Source organism: Amycolatopsis sp. NPDC033938 (assembly GCF_055575975.1).
Genome location: NZ_JBVIRO010000018.1, coordinates 144831 through 168382, shown reverse-complemented (window position 1 = coordinate 168382; position 23552 = coordinate 144831). Strand labels below are relative to the sequence as shown.

The following is a 23552-nucleotide window of genomic DNA, read 5'->3' as shown; positions in this document are numbered from 1 at the left end:
GCCATGCTCACCACCATGACCCGCAAACTCACCCGCCACGACCCCACTAACACCAACCAATGGCGCGACGACTAACAGGTTTAGGAACAGGCTCTAACCCGAATCGCCACTCACGACGTCCACTCACACCGGGCGGATCGGCCGGGGCGCGACGCCTTCGAGCGTGGGCACGACCGGCAGGATCCGGCCGTCCCGGGTGAACCGCAGCCGGTCGATGGCGGTCTCCCGATGCGTGCCGTCACCGCCGGGGATGGCGAAGCGGTGGTAGGCGATGTACCACTCGTCCGTTCCCGGCACTCGCACCATCGAACTGTGCCCGGTGCCCTTGATCCCCAGGGAGAGGTCCTTGCTCAGGATCAGGCCGCGGTTGGTGAACGGGCCGAGGGGGCCGCTCGCGGTGGCGTAGGCGACGCGGTAGTTCTCGCTGCGGGTGTCGTCGATGGACCAGCTCAGGTAGTAGGTGCCGTCGCGTTCGACCATGAACAGCCCTTCGCGGAACCCGTCGAGTCCCGTGATGCGCTGGATCCGGCCGGCGTCGAAGGAGACCATGTCGTCGTTCAGCGGCACGACGTACGCCTCGCCGTTGCCCCAGTACAGGTACGGCTTCCCCGAGCGGTCGATGAAGACCGCGGGGTCGATCGCCTGGCCGCCGCCCGGGTTCTTCGCGATCAGCGGCTTGCCGGTGTCGACGAAGGGGCCGGTGGGGGAATCACCGACAGCGACGCCGATCTTGGCCTCGGCGCAGAAGTAGAAGTAGTACTTGCCGTTCCGTTCGGCGATCGTCGGTGCCCAGGCGCTCTTGTCCGCCCAGCTCACGCCGGGGCCGAGGTCGAGAGCGACGCCGTGGTTCGTCCAGTCGACGAGGTTCTTCGAAGACCACACCGAGAACGTCGTACCGCTCCAGCCGTCGAAGCCGTCGGTGGTGGGGTACAGGTAATAGGTGTCGCCGAAGACGACGATGTTCGGGTCCGCGTTCAACCCGGGAAGCGCGGGGCTGCGCATTTCCCGGGCTTCGACGGTCCAGACCCGCGTCTGCCCGCCCGGCGCGACGACCGTGTACTTCTTCGGACGGCTGAGGTCGACCGGGCGGCCGTCACCCGGAGCGATCTTCGCGCCGGGAGCGAGGGTGAACCGCGGGCTGAGCCGGCGCAGGTCGGTGCCGGGCCGCACCGGCAGCACGACCTTGCCGCCGCCAGCGTCGACGATCGCCGGCACCTTCAGCGCGTCGAGTTCGACCGAGCGGATCAGCGTGCTGTTCGAGGGGAGCCCCGCGACCTCGGCCCCGGAGAGGGCCCGGTTGTAGAGGCGGACGTCCTTCATCCTGCCCTTGAACGTCTTGTCCGCCGAGTAGACCGAACGGCCGAGGTAGTTCGCCGCGGTGACCCCGCCGCCGAGGTCGGACGGTTTGATGGTGACCTTGTCGTTGCGCGCCACCTCGACGCCGTCGGAGTACAGCACGGCGCTGCCCCCGCCGACGGTGAGCGTGACGTTCTTCCACACTCCGCGCGGTAGCCCGCCGCTCGCCGCGGCGGCCTGTTCGGTGGTCCAGTTCCCGGTCGCTATCGCGCCCCGGAAGCCGCCGCCGTCGGTCCCGCCGGTGGTGAAGAGGTACCCGTCCCCGGCACCGGACGGGCCGGTGTTGCCGAAACCGTAGAGGAAATAAGGAGTCTGCTGCTCCGGGTCGACGAAGACGTCGGCGGACACGGTGGCCGAGGCCGCGCCGTTGAGCAGGTTGTTCGGCAACTGCACGTGACCGGTCGTGCCGCCGAACTCGAGTGCGCCGTCCGCCCACTTGACATCACCCGCGAGCGCGCCGTCGTAGCCGTGACCGGTGCTGTCGGTGGCGGTCGTGCCGGTCTTGCCGTTGAGCGGCCACCGCGCGACGAGGCCGTTCCGGTCCGCCTTCGCCGGAGCGGGAGGCGCGGTCAGCCTGTCGAGTTCGGCCTGGGTGACCGGGAGAACGGTGCCGTGCCGGGGCGACGCGGGCAGTTTGGCGCCCGCCGACATCGTCCACTTGCCGGACGCGAGGTCGGTGGTTTCGAACGGGACGTAGCCGCGGCCGCCGTACTCGTCGATGAACAGGTACCACTTGTCCTCGGTGTTGGACTTGAAGCCGGTCGGCCCCTCGCCGCGGTCGAGACCGGGGTTCCCCTTGCCGATGCAGTCGGCGACGAAGTCGTAGGACGGGTCGAGCAGATCGGTCGACTTCTCCGCGGTGATGTACTTGCTGCACGGCGAGGACGACGTCGGATTGCGTTCGTCCTTGGTGAACCGGTAGTACGTGCCCTTGTCCTGGATGATCGTGGAGTCGATGACCGAATATCCCGGGTCGATCCACACCTTCGGCTGGCTGAAGGTCACGAAGTCGCGTGTCGTCGCGTAGAGCATCCGGTTGTAGCTGTCACCGGTGTGCGCGGGGTCGTTCTCCGCGTAGAGCTTCGAGGCCCAGTAGACGACGTAGCTACCCCGCTTGGCGTCCCAGAACGCTTCCGGCGCCCACGTGTTCCCGGCCGTCGGCGGGGAGACCTGGACGCTGCGCTGGCGGGACCAGGTGACCAGGTCGGTGGATTCCCACACCATGATCGAGCGGCTGCCGGTGCGCTGCGCGGCGTCCCAGCCCCGGCCGTTGTGGATCTTGAGATCGGTGGCGAGGAGGTAGAACTTGTCGCCGTCGGGGGAGCGGAGGATGAACGGGTCGCGGACGCCCAGTTCGCCGAGGCTCGACCTGAGTACCGGCTTGCCGTTGTTGAGTTCGGTCCAGTTCAGCGGGTCGTTGCCCTTGCTGGCGGCGGTGTAGATCTGTTCGCCGTCCGGGGTTCCTTCGCCGGTGAAGTAGAAGAAGCTGTAGCCCTTGAGCGGTTGCGGTGCCGGTTTCGGCGGCACTTTCGCGGTGAACCGCCGGGTCGCCGTGTCCCGCCCGCTGGCGACGGTCGCGGTGAGCGTGACCGTCGTGGTGCCCGCCTCCGGCCTGGCGACCTCGCCGGTCGGCGTGATCACGGCGGGATTCGAGGACTGCCAACGGATCGTGGTGCCGTCCTGGCCGCTGCCGGGCAGGGTCAGGTTGCCACGGACGTCGTCGATGCCGGGAACCGAAAGCGTGTCCGCCACTTCCCGTGCCTTGACCTGGTCCGGTGAGCCCGGTGGGCCGCCGTCAGGCGACGTCGTACCGGCCGAGGCCGTGCCGACGCTCGCGATCAGTAGGGCCACCGTCGCGAAGAGGACGCCGGAACGGCGTGGACGCGAGGAGATCATCGTGGAGGGCTCCCTCGGGCTTCCTTGACCGATGAAAACTGTTAGCGTTAACAGTCTGTTCTGCATGCTGACGGTAGAACGGCGTCCCCTTTCGGTCAAGTGTGCGGGGTGTTCGATCGGTCTTCGCTTCCTTATCTGATACGGACCGGAGAACGATTCGGTTCAAAGAGATTTCTCTTTTCTTTTTCCGGTCGATTCTCTGGACAAAGCCGTGTTGACGAGGTCACGATATGCGCCGGCGAAGTCGGCGATCGCCGATTCGTCGCCGCATTTATTTCACTATTTACTCGACAATGGAGAGTGGTATGTCTCGAAGAGCGGGTGCCCATCGCGTTTCCCGGCGGACGAAGGTCGCGACCGGTGCCTTCGGGCTGGCCATCGCGGCCGGAGCGTTGATCGTGTCGACGGCCGCGGGCAACTCCGACAGCGCCGGTGCGGCGCAGGCGGCGGCAGGGATCGTGTGCCCGGACGTCGCGAGCAGGTTGCCCGAGGTCCCGGCTCGGGCGAAGGCCGAGGTCGATCGGAACCTGGCACTGCTGGGCACGCAGATCGCGGAAGCGGAGCAGCGATTGGCGTCTTCAGCAGGGCAGGGCGGGCCGAATTTCGTGCAGAACGCGATCCTCGGGCCGCTGGCGGACAAGCGGACCGCGGCGATCGACCGGATCGCCATCTCGATCGGCCGGGTGGCGGCGAAACCGCAGGGTCTGGCGGAGCTCGCGCCCTGCTCGCTGGGCTCGGGCGGCGCGCCGGGTGCCGCACCCAGCGCTACGAAGAGTGCCGCACCGTCCTCCAGTGCGGGCGGTGTCGCGGAAGCGGGCCGGATCGTGTGCCCGGACGTCGCGAGCAGGTTGCCCGAGGTCCCGGCTCGGGCGAAGGCCGAGGTCGATCGGAACCTGGCACTGCTGGGCACGCAGATCGCGGAAGCGGACCGGCGGCTGAGTACCTCGCGAGGTGAGGGTGGGCCGAACTTCGTGCAGAACGCGATCCTCGGGCCGCTGGCGGACAAGCGCACGGCCACGATCGACCGGATCGCCATCGCGATCGGGCGGGTGGCGGCGAAACCGCAGGGCCTCGGCGCCCTCGCGCCCTGCTCGGCGCGGTGATCTCCAGGCCGCCGGCGCGAACCGGAGCCAGTGAGTCCGGCTCCGCCGCGCGTTCGAACCGGCGGCCCGGCCCGTGACCCGACTGTGACTGAAAGTCCTCTTGACCCTGTCCGTGTTATCGCTAACACTTGCGGCACTCGTCACCCGGCGAGGGCTGCGATAGGAGACAGGCGATGGCACGCGACACCGTCGGCGAGGAGAGCAAGGTGCCCGCGGGCAAGCAGGCGAGCCTCACCGACGTCGCCGCGCTCGCCGGCGTTTCGCATATGACGGTCTCCCGGGTCATCAATGGCACCGGCCCGGTCCGCGCCGAGACCCGCGTCCGGGTCAACGCCGCGATCGAGCAACTCGACTATAGGCCGAACTCGGTCGCCCGCGCACTGGTCACCGGCCGCTCGGGCACGCTCGGCGTGGTCGCGCTGGAGGCCAACCTCTACGGCCCGGCCAGCACCTTGAGCGGAATCGAGCACGCCGCCCGCGAAGCAGGCTACGCGACGACCATAACCAGCATCAGCCGTCCCGGCCGGTCGTCCATCACCGACGCGGTGGAGCGGCTGCGGCGTCAGGCCGTCGAAGGCATCGTCGTCATCGCTCCGCACGTCACCGCCGGACGCGCTCTCGAAGCGGCGCCCAGCGACGTACCGCTCGTCGCGGTCGGCGGCGGGAAGGACGCGCCGGTGCCGGTGATCTCGGTCGACCAGTACGACGGCGCCCGCCGGGCGACCGAACATCTTCTCGGGCTGGGGCACGAGACCGTCTGGCATGTGGCCGGACCGGAAGACTGGCTGGAGGCACTCGACCGCGAGCGTGGCTGGCGGGAGACCCTGCAGCGGCGCGGCGCGCGGATCCCGCCCGTCGTGCGAGGCGACTGGAGCGCGCGTTCCGGATACGCGGCGGGGCGATCCCTCGTCGGGGAAAAGGGACTGAACGCGGTGTTCGTGGCCAACGACCAGATGGCACTCGGCTTTCTCCGCGCCTGCACCGAGGCTGGAGTGAACGTGCCGGGCGAAGTGCGGATCGTCGGTTTCGACGACGTGCCGGAGGCGGCCTACTACACGCCGCCGCTGACCACGGTGCGGCAGGACTTCGTCGAAGTCGGCAGGCGCACGTTCGACCTTCTCCGCCGCCGGATGAACGGCGGCGAAGAACGGGCCCGTGATCTGGTGTCGCCCGAATTGATCGTGCGGGAGAGCACCGGCATGTCGTAGTGCCGGTGGCGGTTCCCGCCGTGGCTTCACCCTCGAATGTTAACGCTAACTCAAATGATCAGTGCGGATCTAGGAGTCGATGTGGCAAGAAAACCGTGGACGGCGATCGTGGCCGGTGTGGCCGGGATGCTCGTGCTCACCGCTTGTGGCGGTGGCGGCGGAACGGGTGACGGCGGCGGCGCCATCACCCTCGGGTTCGCCCAGGTGGGCGCGGAAAGCGGCTGGCGCACCGCGAACACCAAGTCGATCCAGGAATCCGCGAAAGCGGCCGGGATCGAGCTGAAGTTCTCCGACGCGCAGCAGAAGCAGGAGAACCAGATCACCGCGATCCGGTCCTACATCCAGCAGAAGGTCAAGGTGATCGCCTTCTCGCCGGTCGTCGAGTCCGGCTGGGACACCGTGCTCAAGGAGGCGAAGACGGCGAACATCCCGGTGATCCTCACCGACCGGGCCGTCGACTCCCAGGACAAGACGCTCTACAAGACCTTCCTCGGTTCGGACTTCGTCGCCGAGGGCAAGAAGGCGGGCGAGTGGCTCGCGAAGGAGTACGGCTCGGCCGCCGGCGACGTGAACATCGTCGAGCTCCAGGGCACCACCGGCTCCGCGCCGGCGAACGACCGCAAGAAGGGTTTCGCCGACGTCATCGCGTCGAACCCCAAGTTCAAGGTCGTCGCGTCGCAGACCGGTGAGTTCACCCGCGCCAAGGGCAAGGAGGTCATGGAGGCCTTCCTGAAGTCCCAGCCCAAGATCGACGTGCTGTACGCGCACAACGACGACATGGCGCTCGGTGCCATCGAAGCGATCCAGGCGGCCGGGAAGGTGCCCGGCAAGGACATCAAGATCGTCTCGGTCGACGGCGTCCGCGACGCGTTGCAGGCACTGGCCGACGGCAAGATCAACCACGTCGTCGAATGCAACCCGCTGCTCGGCCCGCAGCTGATGGACCTGGTCAAGAAGGTCGCCGCCGGTGAGCAGGTGCCGCCGCGCATCGAGACCGCCGAGACCGAGTTCGACCAGGCGGCCGCCAAGGCCGCGCTGCCGCAGCGCCAGTACTGATCTCCCGCCCGCGTCCCCCCGAAACAAGGTCAGCGATGACAGAACCCCCTGCGATTCTGCGGATGAGCCACATCCGGAAGGAATTCCCCGGTGTGGTCGCCCTCGACGACGTCTCCTTCCGGATGTTCCCCGGTGAGGTGCACGCGCTGATGGGTGAGAACGGTGCCGGCAAGTCCACCCTGATCAAGGTGCTCACCGGCGTCTACGGGGTGGACGCGGGCACGATCGAACTCGCCGGGAATCCGGTCGCGTTCAGCGGTCCGGGGGAGGCGCAGCGATCCGGCGTCAGCACCGTGTACCAGGAAGTGAACCTCTGCCCGAACCTGTCGGTGGCGGAGAACATCTGCCTCGGCAAGGAGCCGCGACGGCGCGGCCGCATCGACTGGCGCGAGATGCGCCGCCGGGCGGCCGCGCTGCTGGCCAGGCTGGACGTCGAAGTGGACGTATCGGCCGAACTGGGCCGTTGTTCGATCGCGGTGCAGCAGCTGGTCGCGATCGCCAGGGCGCTCGACGTCGACGCCCGCGTCCTCATTCTCGACGAGCCGACGTCCAGTTTGGACGCCGGCGAGGTCGAGCAGCTGCTGAACGTGGTGCGGTCGCTGCGGGAACAGGGGATGGCGATCCTGTTCGTCTCCCACTTCATCGAGCAGGTCTTCGCCGTCGCGGACCGGATGACGGTGCTGCGCAACGGCAAGCTCATCGGCGAGTACCGCACCGAGGAGATCACCCCGGTCGACCTGGTGACCAGGATGATCGGCAAGGAACTCGAGGCACTCGAAGACATCGAGGACGCGGGCCACAGCCGGTCCGAGGTGGCGGGCGCCCCGGTGTTCCTCGAAGCGGACGGGGTGGGGCGCAAGGGCGGTGTCGCCCCGTTCTCACTCGACATCCGCGAGGGCGAGGTCATCGGCCTGGCGGGTTTGCTCGGCTCCGGCCGTACCGAACTGGCCAGGCTGCTGTTCGGCGCCGACCACTCGGACAGCGGTTCGGTACGGATCAACGGCGAACCGGTTTCGCTGAAGACCCCTCGTTCCGGCCTCGACCGGCGGATCGCGTTCTGTTCGGAGAACCGCAAGACCGAAGGCCTCGTCGAGGAACTCACGGTGCGCGAGAACATCGTGCTGGCGCTGCAGGCCTCCCGCGGCTGGGCTCGGCCGATCTCGCGGCGGCGGCAGGACGAGATCGCCGAGCGCTACATCAAGGCGCTCGACATCCGTCCCGCCAACGCCGAGGCGAAGGTCGGGGACCTCAGTGGTGGTAACCAGCAGAAGGTGCTCCTCGCGCGCTGGCTCATCACCGAACCGCGGCTGCTGATCCTCGACGAACCGACCCGGGGCATCGACATCGGCGCCAAGACGGAGATCCAGCGGCTCGTCACGCAGCTTTCGGGTGAGGGCATGGCCGTGGTGTTCATCTCCGCCGAACTCGAAGAAGTCCTCCGGCTCAGCCACCGCGTCGCCGTGTTGCGCGACCGGGCGGTGGTCGCGGTGCTGGACAACGAATCCCTGACCGCCGAACGGGTCATGGCGACAATGGCGGAAGGAGTCGGCCGATGAAGGCACTGACCGGACATCGGTTGTTCTGGCCCGTGGTCGCGCTGCTGGCGTTGCTGCTGGGCGATCTCATCGCCCAGCCGTCGTTCTTCGCACTCGAACTGCGCGACGGGCATCTCTACGGGAACCTGATCGACATCCTGAAGAACGGCGCGCCGCTGATCCTCATCGCGATCGGGATGACCCTGGTGGTGGCGACGCGGGGGATCGACCTCTCCGTCGGCGCCGTCGTCGCGATCAGCGGGGCGCTCGCGTGCCTGCACATCAGCGGACTCGGTGATCAGAACAGTCTCGGCGGGACCCTCGCCGCGGTAGGGATGGCGCTCGGGCTGGCCGTCGCGCTCGGCGCGTGGAACGGCTGGCTGGTGGCGGTGCTGGGTATCCAGCCGATCATCGCGACGCTGATCCTCATGGTCGCCGGGCGCGGGATCGCGCAGCTCATCACCGGCGGCCAGATCATCACCGTCAACGCCCGGCCGTACGAGTGGATCGGCAGCGGGTTCGTCTTCGGCCTGCCGAGCGCGATCCTCCTCGCGCTGGCGGTGTTCGCCATCGCCGCGGTGCTGGTGCGCCGCTCGGCGCTGGGGCTGCTGGTCGAATCCGTCGGTGGCAACCCCGAGGCCGGCAGGCTCGCCGGCCTGCGGTCGGCACGGCTGATCTGGCTCACCTACGTCTTCTGCGCGCTCTGCGCCGGGATCGCCGGGCTGATGATCAGCGCGAACGTGCACAGCGCCGACGGCAACAACGCCGGGCAGTTCATCGAACTCGACGCGATCCTCGCCATCGTCATCGGCGGTACGCAGCTGACCGGCGGCCGGTTCTCGCTCACCGGATCGGTGATCGGCGCGCTGCTCATCCAGACGCTGACCACCACCGTCTACGCGCTCGGCATCGCGCCGCAGGCGATCATGCTGTTCAAGGCGCTGGTCGTGCTGGTGGTCTGCCTGCTGCAGTCGCCGGTGTTCCGCAAAAAGTTCGGCAGGCGGCGGAAGCCGCCGCCACCGGCGCCAGTCGTCGCGCCGGAGAAGGTGGAGGCCGGGGTATGACCACCATGCTGAACCGTGTCAAGGGTTACCGGCCGCAACGGCGGCACCTCCCGATCCTGGCGACGATGGCGATGCTCGTCGGCGCCTACGTCTACGGCGCCTCCAGCTACACGGCGTTCGGATCCGGCCAGGTCGTGCTCGACCTGTTCATCAACAACGCCTTCCTGCTGGTGGTCGCCGTCGGGATGACGTTCGTGATCCTCACCGGCGGGATCGACCTGTCCGTCGGCTCGGTGGTCGCGCTGTCCACAGTGGTCTCCGCCGACCTGCTGCAGAACCAGTCCTGGCCGGTGTACGCGGTGATCCCGGCGGTACTGGTGATCGGCGCGGCGCTCGGTTTCGGGATGGGCGTGCTGGTCCACGTCTTCGAGATCCAGCCGTTCATCGCGACCCTGATCGGGATGTTCTTCGCCAGGGGGCTCTGCTACACGATCAGCACCCAGGCGTACTCGATCGACAACGCCACCGTCGCGGAACTCGCACAGACGCAGATCCCGCTGGGCCCTGAACTGCACATCTCGATCGGCGTGGTCGTCGCGCTCGTGGTGGTCGCCATCGCGGCGTATGTCCTTTACGGAACGCGGTTCGGCCGGACGGTGTACGCGATCGGCGGCAACCCGAAGTCCGCGCTGCTGATGGGGCTGAACGTGGGCCGCACGAGGATCGCGGTGTACACGCTCAGCGGATTCTGCTCGGCGCTCGGCGGTCTGCTCCTGGTGCTGTACAAGTCCTCCGGTGACCCGCTGAACGGGGTCGGGCTGGAGCTGACCGCGATCGCGGCGGTCGTCATCGGCGGCACGCTGCTGACCGGCGGTTCCGGCTACGTCCTCGGCACGGTGCTCGGGATCATGGTGCTGGGCATCATCCAGACGCTGATCACCTTCGACGGCACGCTCAACTCCTGGTGGACCTCGATCATCACGGGAGCACTGCTGTTCGCCTTCATCGTCCTGCAACGGCTCGCCGGGAGGCGGGCGACGTAAAACCGCGCACCGCTGTTCGCGGTGGCCTCCGACCAAGATTGTGAACGCTAACATTGCAGGAGAAGAAGTGAGTACAGGGGAACCGCTGGTCGTCGGCGTCGACTTCGGGACGCTGTCCGGCCGGGCCGTGGTGGTCCGGGTCCGCGACGGCGCGGAACTGGGCAGCGCGGTTTCGGAGTACCGCCACGGCGTGATCGACCGGATCCTGCCGGAGACGGGACAGGGCCTGCCGCCGGACTGGGCGCTGCAGGTGCCGTCGGATTACGTCGACGTCCTGCGCACCGCCGTGCCGGAGGCGATCCGTGCCGCCGGAGTGGATCCGGCCGACGTCATCGGCATCGGGACCGACTTCACCGCTTGCACCATGGTGCCGACCACGGCCGAGGGCACACCGCTGTGCGAACTGCCGGAGTTCGCCGGTGAACCGCACGCCTACGTGAAGCTGTGGCGGCACCATTCCGCGCAGCCGCAGGCGGACCGGATCAACGCGCTGGCCCGCGAGCGCGGCGAGTCCTGGCTGCCGCGCTACGGCGGGCTGATCTCCTCGGAGTGGGAGTTCGCCAAGGCGCTGGAAGTCTTCGAAGAGGCCCCCGGGGTGTACTCGCGGATGCGGCACTGGGTCGAAGCCGCGGACTGGATCGTCTGGCAGCTCACCGGCACCTACGTCCGCAACGCCTGCACCGCGGGCTACAAGGGCATCCTGCAGGACGGCCGGTACCCGGGCGTCGGGTTCCTCGAAGCACTCGCCCCCGGTTTCGGGTCCTTTGTGGACGACAAGCTCATGCACCCGCTGGGCGCGCTCGGCGCCAAGGCCGGGAGCCTGAGCGCGCAGGCCGCGGAGTGGACCGGGCTGCCCGAGGGGATCGCGGTCGCCGTCGGGAACGTCGACGCGCATGTGACCGCGCCCGCGGTCCAGGCCGTCGCGCCCGGCCAGATGGTCGCGATCATGGGCACCTCCACCTGTCACGTGATGAACGGCGCCGAACTGCGCGAGGTGCCGGGCATGTGCGGCGTCGTCGAAGGCGGGATCGTGGCGGGGCAGTGGGGCTACGAGGCCGGGCAGAGCGGCGTCGGCGACATCTTCGGCTGGTTCGTCGAACACGGCGTCCCAGCGTCCTATGTGTACGACGCCCAGGAAGCGGGCATCTCCGTCCACGAGCTGCTGACCCGGCTCGCCGCGGCGCAGGAGATCGGCGAGCACGGTCTCATCGCACTGGACTGGCACAGCGGGAACCGTTCGGTTCTGGTCGACCACGAACTCTCCGGGGTGATCGTCGGGCAGACGCTGGCGACCCGCGCCGAGGACACCTACCGGGCACTGCTGGAAGCCACCGCGTTCGGCACCAGGACCATCGTCGAGACCTTCGAACGGGCGGGTGTCCCCGTCACGGAACTGATCGTCGCCGGCGGCCTGGTCAAGAACGAGCTGCTGATGCAGATCTACGCCGACGTCACGAACCTGCCGCTCTCGGTGGCGGGATCGGCGCAGAGCCCTGCGCTCGGCTCGGCGATCCACGCCGCCGTCGCCGCGGGCGCGCATCCGGACGTCCCCGCCGCCGCGGCCGAGATGGGTTCGGTCCGCCGCGCCGTCTACCGGCCGATCGCCGAGAACGTCAAGGCCTACGACGACCTCTACGCCGAGTACGCCGCGCTGCACGACTACTTCGGCCGCGGCGCCAACGACGTCATGCACCGCCTCGCCGCCCGCCGCCGCGCGATCGCGTCCGCCCGGAAAGGACAGCAACGATGAGCCTTGCCGCCGAGATCACGGACACCTTCGAGGAACTGCGCGACACCGTCGCCCGGTTGCACAGCGAACTGACCAGGTACGAACTGGTCATCTGGACCGCGGGCAACGTGTCGGCACGGGTCCCCGGCCACGACCTGATGGTGATCAAACCGTCCGGTGTGTCCTACGACGCGCTGAACGCCGACACGATGGTCGTCACCGACCTGCACGGCGAGGTCGTCCACGGTGAGCTCGCGCCCTCGTCGGACACCGCCGCGCACGCCTACGTCTACCGGCACATGCCGGAGGTCGGCGGTGTCGTCCACACACATTCGACCTACGCCACCGCCTGGGCGGCGCGCGGGGAACCGATCCCGTGCGTGCTCACGATGATCGCCGACGAGTTCGGCGGGGAGATCCCGGTCGGGCCGTTCGCGCTGATCGGGGACGACTCGATCGGCCGGGGCATCGTCGAGACGCTCCGGTCCAGCCGGTCGCCCGCGGTACTGATGCGCAACCACGGGCCGTTCACCGTGGGCCGGACCGCCAAGGACGCGGTCAAGGCCGCAGTGATGGTCGAAGACGTCGCCAGGACCGTCCACATCGCCTCCGCGCTCGGGAAACCGGAGCCACTGTCCGAAGAGGACATCGATCGGCTGTACGCGCGCTACCAGAACGTCTACGGCCAGCAGGGAGAGAAGTGAGTACACAGCGGAAGACCGAGGTCTGGTTCCTCACCGGGAGCCAGGCGCTCTACGGCGAGGAGACCCTGGAGCAGGTCGCGGGCCAGTCGTTGCAGATCCAGAGGATGCTGGCAGACGCCGGCCGGATCTCGGCCGAGATCGTCGCGAAGCCGGTGCTCACCGAGCCGTCGGCGATTCGGCGGGTGATGCTCGACGCGAACGCGGACGACACCTGTGTCGGCGTGATCGCCTGGATGCACACGTTCTCACCGGCCAAGATGTGGATCACCGGACTGGACGCGTTGCGGAAACCGTTGCTGCATCTGCACACCCAGCTCAACGAAGCACTGCCGTGGCAGTCCATCGACATGGACTTCATGAACCTGAACCAGGCCGCGCACGGCGACCGCGAGTTCGGCTACATCCAGACCCGCCTCGGCGTGCCGCGCAAGACCATCGCGGGGCACGCGGCGGATCCGGCGGTGGTGCGGCGGATCGACGCGTGGGTCCGCGCGGCCATCGGACGCCAGACGCTCGGCTCGCTCAAGCTCGCGCGCTTCGGTGACAACATGCGCGACGTCGCGGTCACCGACGGGGACAAGGTCGAGGCGGAACTCAAGCTCGGCGTCTCCGTGAACACCTACGGCGTCAACGAACTCGTCGCACTGGTCGACGCGGTCCCGGACGCCGAGGTCGACAAGCTGGTGGCGGAGTACGCCGACTCGTACGCACTCGCGCCGGAGCTGGCGAAGGGCGCGGAGCGGCACGAATCCCTGCGCTACGCGGCTCGTATCGAACAGGGCCTGCGCACTTTCCTCACCAGTGGCGGTTTCGGTGCCTTCACCACGAACTTCGAGGACCTCGGCGGTCTCCGTCAGCTTCCCGGTCTTGCCGTGCAGCGCCTCATGGCCGACGGTTACGGCTTCGGCGGCGAGGGCGACTGGAAGACGTCCGCGCTGCTGACCGCGGTGAAGGCGATGGGCCGTGATTCCGCGCTCGGAACGTCCTTCATGGAGGACTACACCTACCACTTCGGCCCTGGCGAACCGAAGATCCTCGGCGCGCACATGCTCGAGGTCTGCCCGAGCATCGCCGCCGCCCGTCCGTCGTGCGAGATCCACCCGCTCGGCATCGGCGGCCGCGAGGATCCGGTCCGGCTGGTGTTCGACGCCGCTCCCGGTGACGCCGTGGTGATCGGCATGGCCGACCTCGGCGACCGGTTCCGCCTGGTGGCCAACGAGGTCGAGGTCGTCGCGCCGGACGAACCGCTGCCGAACCTGCCGGTCGCCCGCGCGGTGTGGAAGCCGGCGCCGTCGCTCGCGACGTCGGCGGAGGCCTGGATCACCGCGGGCGGGCCACACCACACGGTGCTCACCCAGGCGGTCGGCGCGGAATCGATCCGCGATCTGGCCACCATGCTCGAAGTCGAACTGCTGGTCATCGACCAGACGACGACGCCGGAGTCGATCGCGGACCGGATGCGCTGGAACCAGGCGTACTACCGGCTCGCACAAGGTTTCTGAGCGGTCCCCACCGGAGGAGAAGGAACAATGAAGTTCACGAAACTGGCCACTTTGGCCATGGCGATCGGCGTCGGAGCGGCGCTGACCGCCTGCGGTTCGAGTGAGAAGACGGGAGAGCAGCAGCAGGCCGCGGGCGCGGGTGCCGCGGGTGGCCTCGTCGGCGTCACCATGCCGACGAAATCGTCGGAGCGCTGGATCCACGACGGCGACAACATCAAGGCGGCGCTGGAGAAGCTGGGTTACCAGGTCGACCTGCAGTACGCAGAGGACGACATCCCCACCCAGGTCAACCAGATCGAGAACCAGATCACCAAGGGCGCGAAGCTGCTCGTGATCGCCTCGATCGACGGCACCGCGATCACCACGCAGCTGCAGGAGGCCGCGGACAAGAAGATCCCGGTCATCGCCTACGACCGGCTGATCCGCAACACCCCCAACGTCGACTACTACGCGACCTTCGACAACTTCAAGGTCGGCGTGCAGCAGGCGACGTCGTTGCTCACCGGGCTGAAGGTGCTCAAGGAGGACGGTTCCCCCGGCGAGGGCAAGGGCCCGTTCAACGTCGAGCTGTTCGCCGGTTCGCCGGACGACAACAACGCGACGTTCTTCTTCAACGGCGCCATGTCGGTGCTGAAGCCGTACCTGGACAACGGGACGCTGGTCGTCAAGAGCGGCCAGACCGCGTTCAACGTCGCGGCGATCCTGCGCTGGCAGGCGGCGACCGCGCAGCGGCGCATGGAAGACCTGCTGACGAAGACCTACAGCTCGGGCGACAAGGTGCAGGGCGTGCTCTCGCCGTATGACGGGCTCTCCATCGGCATCCTCTCGGCGCTCAAGAGCAACGGCTACGGCACGCCGGGTCAGCCGTACCCGGTCGTCACCGGGCAGGACGCCGAGGTCGCGTCGGTGAAGTCCATCATCGCGAACGAGCAGTACTCGACCATCTTCAAGGACACCCGCAAGCTCGCCGACACCACGGTCAAGATGGCCGACGCGGTGCTCAAGGGCGGCAAGGCCGAGGTCAACAACACGAAGGACTACAACAACGGCCAGAAGGTCGTCCCGGCGTTCCTGCTGGATTCGGTGATCCTGAACAAGGGGAACTACCAGAAGGAACTCATCGACTCGGGCTACTACAAAGCGGAACAGCTGAGGTAGTGGAAGTGACCGACGAAATCCTTCGGATGCGGGGGATCACCAAAACCTTCCCCGGGGTCAAGGCACTGCAGGACGTGAACCTGTCGGTGCGGCGGGGTGAGATCCACGCGATCTGCGGTGAGAACGGCGCGGGCAAGTCCACGCTGATGAAGGTGCTCTCGGGCGTGTACGCGCACGGCTCGTACGAAGGCGAGATCGTCTTCGACGGCGAGCCGTGCGCGTTCTCCGCGATCCGCGACAGCGAACGCCGCGGCATCGTGATCATCCATCAGGAACTCGCCCTCTGCCAGCAGTTGTCGATCGCGGAGAACATCTTCCTCGGCAACGAGAAGGCACGCGGCGGCCTGATCGACTGGAACCGGACCAACCACGAGGCAGGCGAGCTGATGAAGCGGGTCGGTCTCCGGGAGAACCCGGTGACGCCGGTGCTCGACATCGGTGTCGGCAAACAGCAGCTGGTCGAGATCGCCAAGGCACTGTCCAAAAAGGTCAAGCTCCTCATCCTCGACGAGCCGACGGCCGCGCTGAACGACGACGACTCGGCGCATCTGCTCGATCTGCTGCGAGAACTGCGTGACGACGGCGTCACCTGCGTCATGATCTCGCACAAGCTCAACGAGATCGCCGCGATCGCCGACTCGATCACCATCCTGCGCGACGGGAAGACGATCGAGACCCTCGACGCGGCCAGCGTGACCGAAGACCGGATCATCTCCGGGATGGTCGGCCGGAAGCTGGAGAACCGGTTCCCCCCGAGGGAACCGCGGATCGGCGACGAAGTGCTCCGGATCGAGGACTGGACCGTGCACAGCCCCACCCAGCGTGGCCGGGTGGTGGTCTCCGGCGCGAACCTGAAGTTGCGCCGTGGCGAGATCGTCGGGCTCGCGGGACTCATGGGCGCCGGCCGGACCGAACTCGCGATGAGCGTGTTCGGGCGGTCGTACGGCAAGGACATCTCCGGCCGTCTGTTCAAGGACGGCAAGGAGATCGAAGCGCGGACCGTCGGAGAGGCCATCGAGCACGGGATCGCCTACGCCACCGAGGACCGCAAACGTTACGGGCTGAACCTCATCGAGGACATCCAGCGCAACGTCTCCGGAGCCGCGCTCGGCAAGATCGCGCGTCGCGGCTGGGTGGACTGGAACGAGGAACACCGTGTCGCGGAAGGCTTCCGCAAGAGCATGAACATCAAGGCCCCGAACGTGCAGAGCGTGACGGGCACGCTGTCCGGTGGCAACCAGCAGAAGGTCGTGCTGTCCAAATGGATCCTCACCGATCCGGACGTGCTGATCCTCGACGAGCCGACGCGCGGTATCGACGTCGGTGCGAAGTACGAGATCTACACGATCATCAACCGGCTGGCCGACGAAGGGAAGGCCGTGCTGGTCATCTCCTCCGAGCTGCCGGAGCTGATCGGGCTGTGCGACCGGATCTACGCGCTGTCGGCGGGCCGGATCACCGGTGAGGTCGGCCGGGAAGAGGCGACACAGGAGGTCCTGATGCGTGCCATGACCAGGGAACAGGAGTAACACCATGAGTACCGTCTCCGCCGGCACCGTCAGCGGTGCCCCGGAACGGAACGAAGACGCCCCGGCCAAAGCGCCGAGGCGAATCTCGTTCAACCCGCGTCAAAGCGGCATCTACGTCGCGTTCGCGCTGATCGTCGTGCTGTTCTCGTTCCTCACCGGCGGTGCGCTGCTGGAACCGCAGAACATCTCGAACCTGATCGTGCAGAACACCTACGTGCTGGTGCTCGCGATCGGCATGATCCTGATCATCATCGCCGGGCACATCGACCTGTCGGTCGGTTCGGTGGTGGCGCTGACCGGCGCGATCTCGGCCGTGCTGATGGTGAACCTCGGCATGGCATGGCCGTTGGCGCTGCTCATCACGCTGCTCGTCGGCGCGGCGATCGGGGCTTGGCAAGGATATTGGGTCGCCTACTTCGGCATTCCCGCGTTCATCGTGACGCTGGCGGGCATGCTGATCTTCCGCGCGTTGACCCTGACCGTACTGGGCAACCAGGGGATCGGCCCGTTCCCCGACGAGGTGCGGACGCTGGCGAACGGGTTCACCGGCGGCTATCTCGGCAACATCGGCCTCGGCCCGCTCGGCGGTGCCGATCTGGTGAGCCTCCTCGTCGGCGTGCTGGCGATCGCGGGCGCGGTCTTCTCGCAGTGGCGTAAGCGCACGGCGCGGATCAACTACCTCCAAGAGGTCGACCCGTTGCCGATGTTCCTGCTGAAGATGGTCGCCGCTGCCGCCGTCGTGCTGTTCGTGGTGGTCCAGCTGGCGCGGTACAAGAACCTGCCGTGGGTGCTGATCCTGCTGTCGGTACTGGTGATCGGGTATTCGCTGGTGACGACGCGGGCGGTGTTCGGCCGCCACATCTACGCCATCGGCGGGAACCTCCAGGCGGCGACGCTGTCCGGGGTGAAGGTCAAAGCGGTCACGTTCTGGATCTTCGTCAACATGGGCGTGCTGGCCGCGCTCGCCGGCATCATCGTGGCCGGACGGCTCAACCAGGCCGGTCCGACCGCGGGCAACATGTTCGAACTCGACGCCATCGCCGCGGCCTTCATCGGCGGCGCCGCCGTTCAGGGCGGGGTCGGCAAGGTGGTCGGCGCGATCACCGGCGGCCTGATCATGGGCGTCATCAACAACGGGATGTCCCTCATCGGCGCGCCGACCGAGAGCGTGAACCTGGTCAAGGGGTTCGTGCTGCTCGCCGCCGTCGCCTACGACATCTGGACCAAACGACGGGCCCGTACCGCCGCCTGACGGCGTGGGTGTTCCGGGCCGCTCCGGCGACCCGGGACACCCACGCCGTACCGAACCTCAGGAGACTTCAGTGTCGAAGCGCCTGTTCTTCGTTCTAGCGTCCGCTTTACTTCTCACGGCAGGTGTCCCGGCGGCCGCGGAGGCGGCTTCGAGCGGGACGTTCTCCGTTCTCACCTACAACATCGCGGGCCTGCCCGAGTCCCTCTCGAGCGCGCCGACGCCCCGGGAACCGGCCACGAGGGCGATCGGCGGCCGGATCGGCCCCTACGACGTCGTGCACGTCCAGGAGGATTTCAACTACCACGCCACGCTCTACGCCGCCGACGGCCATCCTCATCGGACGCCGACCAGCGGTGGCGCCGGTTTCGGCAGTGGCCTCAACACGCTGTCGGGGATCCCTTACGACGTCGACGACTTCGAACGCGTCAAATGGGACTCGTGCCAGTTCGACTCCGGCGATTGCCTCACGCCGAAGGGGTTCACCTTCATGCGGGTCCGGCTCGCCGAGGGTGTGTTCACCGATTTCTACAACCTCCACACCAACGCCGGGACCAATGACGGTGATCTGAAGTCGAGGGCGGCCAACCTCAGGCAGCTGACGGCGTTCATGAAGACCCGGTCGGCGGGGAACGCCGTCGTGGTCATGGGCGACACCAACACCCGCTACACCAGGACGGGCGACACGATCGCGACGTTCGCGGCCGACAACGGCCTGACCGACGCCTGGGTCCAGCTGGTCCGCGGCGGGACCGCGCCCGCGCAGGGCAGCCCCGCGCTGGTGTGCGACCCGGCGGCGGTGACGAACGACTGCGAGGTCGTCGACAAGATCCTTTACCGGGGCAGCAAGCTCGTGAGCCTCGAAGCGACCTCCTACGCCAACGAGCACGCCAAGTTCCTCGACGAATCAGGCGCGATGCTGTCGGATCATTCCCCGATCGCCACCGCCTTCACCTGGCGCCAGAACGCGGATTTCCTGCCGACCGATCAGTTCGGCGGCCCGCATGGCTCCTCCTTCACCGACATCGACGCGATCCCCGCCGGGGCCGGTGTCCGCTCGCTGTCCCTACGCGGTGGCTCCCGGGTGGACAACATCGGCCTCACCCTCGCCAACGGGACCACGCTGTCCCACGGCGGGAGCGGGGGAACCGCCGTCACCTTGACCCTGGCGAACGGCGAACACCTCACCTCCGCGACGCTCTGCCGGGGCAAGCACGACAACACCACCCGGATCTTCTCGGCCACGTTCACCACCGACCGCGGCAGGACGTTGTCGGCCGGGACCGCGACGTCGGACTGCGTGACCCGAGCCGCGGTGCCGGGCTGGCAGATCGCGGGATTCCACGGCCGGGCCGGGGACGAGGTCGACAAGATCGGCTTCATCCGGACCCGGATCTGACCCGGACCCGAAACGAACCACGACCATCGCGAAGGTGCGAAAGGAAGTGCTGTGCGCAGGAGAATCGTCCGGCTGGGTGCGCTGACGTCCATCATGGCCGTGGGGATCGGAGTTCCCGTCCCCGCCGCCTCGGGCCAGACACCGATGACCGACTACACGCTCGCCGTCGACGCGGCGGGCCGGGGCGCCACGATCGACCGTTCGATGTACGGCGTCTTCTTCGAGGACATCAACCGTGCCGCGGACGGCGGGCTGTACGCCGAACTCGTCCAGAACCGGTCCTTCGAATACGACAAGGCCGACAACGCGTCCTACACCCCACTGACGTCCTGGGCACCGACGTCACTCGGCGGGGGGACCGGTACGGCGCAGGTCGCCGACGACGCCCAGCGGCTCAACGAGCGGAACCGGCGCTACCTCCGGCTCGACCTTTCCAGTGGTGAGTACGGCGTCGCGAACTCCGGCTACAACTCGGGGATCCGTGTCGAAAGGGGCAAGCAGTACGACTTCTCGGTGTTCGCCCGGTCCGATCGGGCGGCGGGGACGCCGCTCACGGTGGCCGTCACCGACCCCGCCGGGAAAGCGCTTGCCGACCCGCTGCGGGTCCAGGTTCGCGGCGACGGCTGGGTGAAGTACTCGGGTGCGGTCCGGGCGAGGGAGTCGAGTGCGCTCGGCAGGCTCGCGCTGACCGCGTCCGGCGGCGGGACACTGCGGCTCGACATGGTGTCGCTGTTCCCTCACGACACCTACAAGAACCGGCCCAACGGGATGCGGGCCGACCTCGCGGAGAAGATCGCCGCGCTCAAGCCCGGTTTCGTGCGGTTCCCCGGCGGCTGCCTGGTCAACACCGGCAGCCATCGGGGTTACGAGGCACCGGACTGGGAGCGTAAGCGCTCGTACCAGTGGAAGGACACGATCGGGCCGGTCGAGCAGCGGGCCACGAACGCGAACTTCTGGGGCTATAACCAGTCCTACGGCATCGGCTACTACGAGTACTTCCAGTTCTCCGAGGACATCGGCGCGATGCCGCTGCCGGTGGTGCCCGCGCTGGTCACCGGCTGCGGCCAGAACCGGGCCACCGACGATCCCGCGTTGCTGCGGCGGCACATCCAGGACACCCTCGACCTGATCGAGTTCGCCAACGGCCCGGTCACCTCGACCTGGGGCAAGAAACGGGCCGAGATGGGGCATCCTGCGCCGTTCAACCTGACGCACCTCGGCGTCGGCAACGAAGAGAATCTGCCGGACGAGTTCTTCGCGCGGTTCTCGGAATTCCGCAAGGCGATCGCGGCGAAGTACCCGAACATCACGGTGATCAGCAACTCCGGTCCGGACGACACAGGGGGCACCTTCGACAGGCTGTGGCAGCTGAACCGCGACGCGAAGGTCTCGATGGTCGACGAGCACTACTACAACAGCCCGCAATGGTTCCTGCAGAACAACCAGCGCTACGACACCTACGACCGCAACGGTCCCAAGGTGTTCCTCGGCGAGTACGCGTCGCTGGACAACAAGTTCGGCAACGCGCTGGCCGAGGCGGCGTACATGACGGGGCTGGAGCGCAACGCCGACGTCGTCAAACTCGCGTCGTACGCGCCGCTGCTGGCGAACACCGACTACGTGCAGTGGAAACCGGACATGATCTGGTTCGACAACCAGCGCTCGTGGGGATCGGCCAGCTACGAGACGCAGAAGCTGTTCATGACCAACGCCGGTGACCACGTCGTGCCCAGCAAGGCCTCCTCGACGCCGTCGACGGTGGCCCCGATCTCGGGTGCGATCGGGCTGTCGACCTGGGCCACGAGCGCGGCCTACGACGACGTCAAGGTCACGTCGGCCGAGGGCGCGCAACTGTTCTCCGACGACTTCTCCGGTGACGATTCACGCTGGTCGAAGGTGGCCGGACGCGGTTTGTGGGCGGTGTCGAACGGCGCGTACGTCCAGTCCGATCCGGCCGCGGAGAACACGCTGGTGACCGCGGGTGATCCGGCGTGGAGCAATTACGACTTCTCGGTGAAGGCGACCAAGACCGCCGGGCGGGAAGGGTTCCTCGTCGCGTTCGGGGTGAAGGACACCGGCAACAACTACTGGTGGAACCTCGGCGGCTGGAACAACACCGTCTCCGCCGTCGAGAAGGCCGAGGGCGGCGCCAAGCAGACGCTGTTCCAGAACGACACCAAGATCGAGACCGGCCGTCAGTACGACCTGCGCGTCGAGGTCCGCGGCCGTCAGGTGACGTTGTTCCTCGACGGGCAGAAGTGGGGCTCCTTCACCGACGACAAGGTCGCCGAACCGTTCCGGCAGGTCGTCACCCGCGACCTGAAGACCGGCGAACTCGTGGTCAAGGTGGTCAACGTGCAGAACGCGGCCGCCCGCACCCGGGTCGACCTCGGCACCCGCGTCCAGCCGGGCTCCACGGCTCGCGTGACGACGTTGCAGGGTTCGCCCGACGACGTCAACACCGCCTTCGCCACGCCGATCGCGCCGCGCGAATCGCGGTTCACCGGGGTGGCGAACACCTTCAGCTACACCTTCCCGCCGAACTCCGTGACCTTCCTGCGTTTTCCGGCTCGAGTGAGGGGATGACCATGACCATCGACCGACGTGACCTGTTCAGAGCGGGTGGCGGGCTGCTGGCCGCCACCGCCGTGGGGACGCTGGCGCAGAACGCCGCCACCGCCACCGCCGCCGAAGCCACTGCCGGCCCGACCGCCGCGCCGACCCAGTTGACCACCCGGAACCCGCTGGTCGAGCAACGGGCCGACCCGTTCATCACCCGGCCGGTGAACGGGATGTACTACCTGACCGGCTCGGTGCCCGAATACGACCGCGTCGTCGTGCGCGGCGCCGCCACGATCGACGGACTGGCCACCGCCAAGGAGAAGACGGTCTGGCGGCGTCCGTCGTCCGGGAAGATGGGCGGGCACATCTGGGCGCCCGAACTGCACCGCATCGACGGCCGCTGGTACATCTACTTCGCCGCCGGGGACTCGGACAACGTGTTCCGCATCCGGACCTACGTGCTGGAGTCCACTTCGGATGATCCGCGTGCGGACACCTGGGTGCTGCGCGGGCAGATGGTGACCAAATGGGACACCTTCACCCTGGATTCGACGACGTTCGAGCACCGGGGCAAGCGGTACTTCGCCTGGGCGCAGAGCGAACCGGGCATCGAGACCAACAGCAATCTCTACCTCGCCGAGATGGCCTCACCGCTGGCACTCAAGGGCGATCCGGTGCGGCTCGCCGTGCCGACGTTGCCGTGGGAGATCCAAGGTTTCAAGGTCAACGAGGGCCCGGCCGTCATCATCCGCAACGGACGGGTTTTCATGACCTACTCGGCGAGCGCCACCGATGCCCGGTACTGCATGGGACTTCTCACCGCCGACGAGCGTTCGGACCTGCTCGATCCGAGGTCGTGGACGAAGTCGCCGCAGCCGGTCTTCACCACGAACGAGGCGACGCGGCAATACGGGCCGGGGCACAACTCGTTCACCGTCGCCGAGGATGGCCGGACCGACGTGCTCGTGTACCACGCCCGCGACTACCGGGACATCACCGGTGATCCGCTGTACGACCCGAACCGGCACACGCGTGTCCAGCGGCTGTACTGGAACAACGACGGCACCCCGAGTTTCGGTGTCCCGGTCGGCAAGGGCGGGCCATGCCTCCGGTTGTCCCCTTTGGACGCTCCGGCGTCCTATGTGCGGCACTACGAATACCGGCTGACGGTCGACGGCGACGTCCGGGAACTCGCCGACTCGCAGTTCCGGATCGTGGACGGCTTCCGCGGTGCCGGGACGGTGGCGCTGCAGTCGGTGAACTTCCCGGACCGGTACGTCCGGGTGGTCGACGGTGCGACCGTACGGATCGATCCGTACGACCAAAGCGACGCCTACGGCAGGGCGGCGAGCTTCACCCGGGTGCCGGGCCTGGCGGACTCGCAGGCGGTGTCGTTCCGTCTGCTCGGCGACTCGGCCACCTATTTGGCCCACGACAATGGAAGGATCTTGCCCTTCCGTCCCGGTGCCGGGGTACGAGATCGTCAACGGGTCAGCTATCGGCTCAGCTGAACTCTCTG

The 23552-nt window shown here is 67.7% G+C and carries 16 protein-coding genes; 15 read left to right on the top strand and 1 reads right to left on the bottom strand.

Going from position 1 to position 23552, the window contains the following annotated elements; all coding sequences use genetic code 11:
* Nucleotides 1-123 precede the first annotated feature (123 nt).
* The gene (locus tag ACZ5ZX_RS33585) at nucleotides 124-3252 is read right to left on the bottom strand and encodes a family 43 glycosylhydrolase (RefSeq protein WP_465506007.1); all 3129 of its coding nucleotides are present in this window, start codon (nucleotides 3250-3252) and stop codon (nucleotides 124-126) included.
* Between the two features lie 305 nt (nucleotides 3253-3557).
* Here ACZ5ZX_RS33585 and ACZ5ZX_RS33580 point away from each other — a divergent pair, with 305 nt between their 5' ends.
* The 15 genes from ACZ5ZX_RS33580 (at nucleotide 3558) to ACZ5ZX_RS33510 (ending at nucleotide 23544) form a co-directional block, all read left to right on the top strand.
* Nucleotides 3558-4355 (top strand): hypothetical protein, encoded by a 798-nt coding sequence (locus ACZ5ZX_RS33580; protein WP_465506006.1) that lies wholly within the window; start codon nucleotides 3558-3560, stop codon nucleotides 4353-4355.
* 173 nt (nucleotides 4356-4528) lie between these two features.
* Entirely contained in the window at nucleotides 4529-5563 is a 1035-nt protein-coding gene (locus ACZ5ZX_RS33575; RefSeq protein ID WP_465506005.1) for a LacI family DNA-binding transcriptional regulator, read from the top strand.
* Between the two features lie 126 nt (nucleotides 5564-5689).
* On the top strand, nucleotides 5690-6619 hold the full coding sequence (locus ACZ5ZX_RS33570; protein ID WP_465506012.1) for an ABC transporter substrate-binding protein: 930 nt from the start codon (nucleotides 5690-5692) through the stop codon (nucleotides 6617-6619).
* Between the two features lie 35 nt (nucleotides 6620-6654).
* On the top strand, nucleotides 6655-8175 hold the full coding sequence (locus tag ACZ5ZX_RS33565; protein ID WP_465506004.1) for a sugar ABC transporter ATP-binding protein: 1521 nt from the start codon (nucleotides 6655-6657) through the stop codon (nucleotides 8173-8175).
* Complete coding sequence (locus ACZ5ZX_RS33560) at nucleotides 8172-9218, top strand: ABC transporter permease (protein WP_465506003.1); 1047 nt, start codon at nucleotides 8172-8174, stop codon at nucleotides 9216-9218. The genes ACZ5ZX_RS33565 and ACZ5ZX_RS33560 overlap by 4 nt, the downstream gene beginning before the upstream one ends.
* Nucleotides 9215-10201 carry a galactofuranose ABC transporter, permease protein YjfF gene (gene yjfF / locus ACZ5ZX_RS33555; RefSeq protein WP_465506002.1) on the top strand — a complete coding sequence of 329 codons (987 nt, stop codon included), beginning with the start codon at nucleotides 9215-9217 and terminating at the stop codon, nucleotides 10199-10201. The genes ACZ5ZX_RS33560 and yjfF overlap by 4 nt, the downstream gene beginning before the upstream one ends.
* A gap of 67 nt (nucleotides 10202-10268) precedes the next feature.
* Nucleotides 10269-11951, top strand: coding sequence for a ribulokinase (araB, locus tag ACZ5ZX_RS33550; protein WP_465506001.1), 1683 nt, complete (start codon nucleotides 10269-10271; stop codon nucleotides 11949-11951).
* Nucleotides 11948-12634, top strand: coding sequence for an L-ribulose-5-phosphate 4-epimerase (locus tag ACZ5ZX_RS33545; RefSeq protein WP_465506000.1), 687 nt, complete (start codon nucleotides 11948-11950; stop codon nucleotides 12632-12634). The genes araB and ACZ5ZX_RS33545 overlap by 4 nt, the downstream gene beginning before the upstream one ends.
* Nucleotides 12631-14136: an L-arabinose isomerase gene (araA, locus tag ACZ5ZX_RS33540; protein WP_465505999.1), complete on the top strand. Its 1506-nt coding sequence runs from the start codon at nucleotides 12631-12633 to the stop codon at nucleotides 14134-14136. The genes ACZ5ZX_RS33545 and araA overlap by 4 nt, the downstream gene beginning before the upstream one ends.
* A gap of 27 nt (nucleotides 14137-14163) precedes the next feature.
* Nucleotides 14164-15294 carry a multiple monosaccharide ABC transporter substrate-binding protein gene (gene chvE / locus ACZ5ZX_RS33535; RefSeq protein ID WP_465505998.1) on the top strand — a complete coding sequence of 377 codons (1131 nt, stop codon included), beginning with the start codon at nucleotides 14164-14166 and terminating at the stop codon, nucleotides 15292-15294.
* Between the two features lie 5 nt (nucleotides 15295-15299).
* Nucleotides 15300-16823 (top strand): multiple monosaccharide ABC transporter ATP-binding protein, encoded by a 1524-nt coding sequence (mmsA, locus tag ACZ5ZX_RS33530; protein WP_465505997.1) that lies wholly within the window; start codon nucleotides 15300-15302, stop codon nucleotides 16821-16823.
* Between the two features lie 4 nt (nucleotides 16824-16827).
* Nucleotides 16828-18075 carry a multiple monosaccharide ABC transporter permease gene (gene mmsB, locus ACZ5ZX_RS33525; RefSeq protein WP_465505996.1) on the top strand — a complete coding sequence of 416 codons (1248 nt, stop codon included), beginning with the start codon at nucleotides 16828-16830 and terminating at the stop codon, nucleotides 18073-18075.
* 70 nt (nucleotides 18076-18145) lie between these two features.
* Nucleotides 18146-19471 carry a jacalin-like lectin gene (locus ACZ5ZX_RS33520; protein WP_465505995.1) on the top strand — a complete coding sequence of 442 codons (1326 nt, stop codon included), beginning with the start codon at nucleotides 18146-18148 and terminating at the stop codon, nucleotides 19469-19471.
* Nucleotides 19472-19522: 51 nt separating this feature from the next.
* Nucleotides 19523-22057, top strand: coding sequence for an alpha-L-arabinofuranosidase C-terminal domain-containing protein (locus tag ACZ5ZX_RS33515; RefSeq protein ID WP_465505994.1), 2535 nt, complete (start codon nucleotides 19523-19525; stop codon nucleotides 22055-22057).
* A 2-nt stretch (nucleotides 22058-22059) separates the two neighbouring features.
* Nucleotides 22060-23544 (top strand): family 43 glycosylhydrolase, encoded by a 1485-nt coding sequence (locus ACZ5ZX_RS33510; RefSeq protein ID WP_465505993.1) that lies wholly within the window; start codon nucleotides 22060-22062, stop codon nucleotides 23542-23544.
* Nucleotides 23545-23552: the final 8 nt, after the last annotated feature.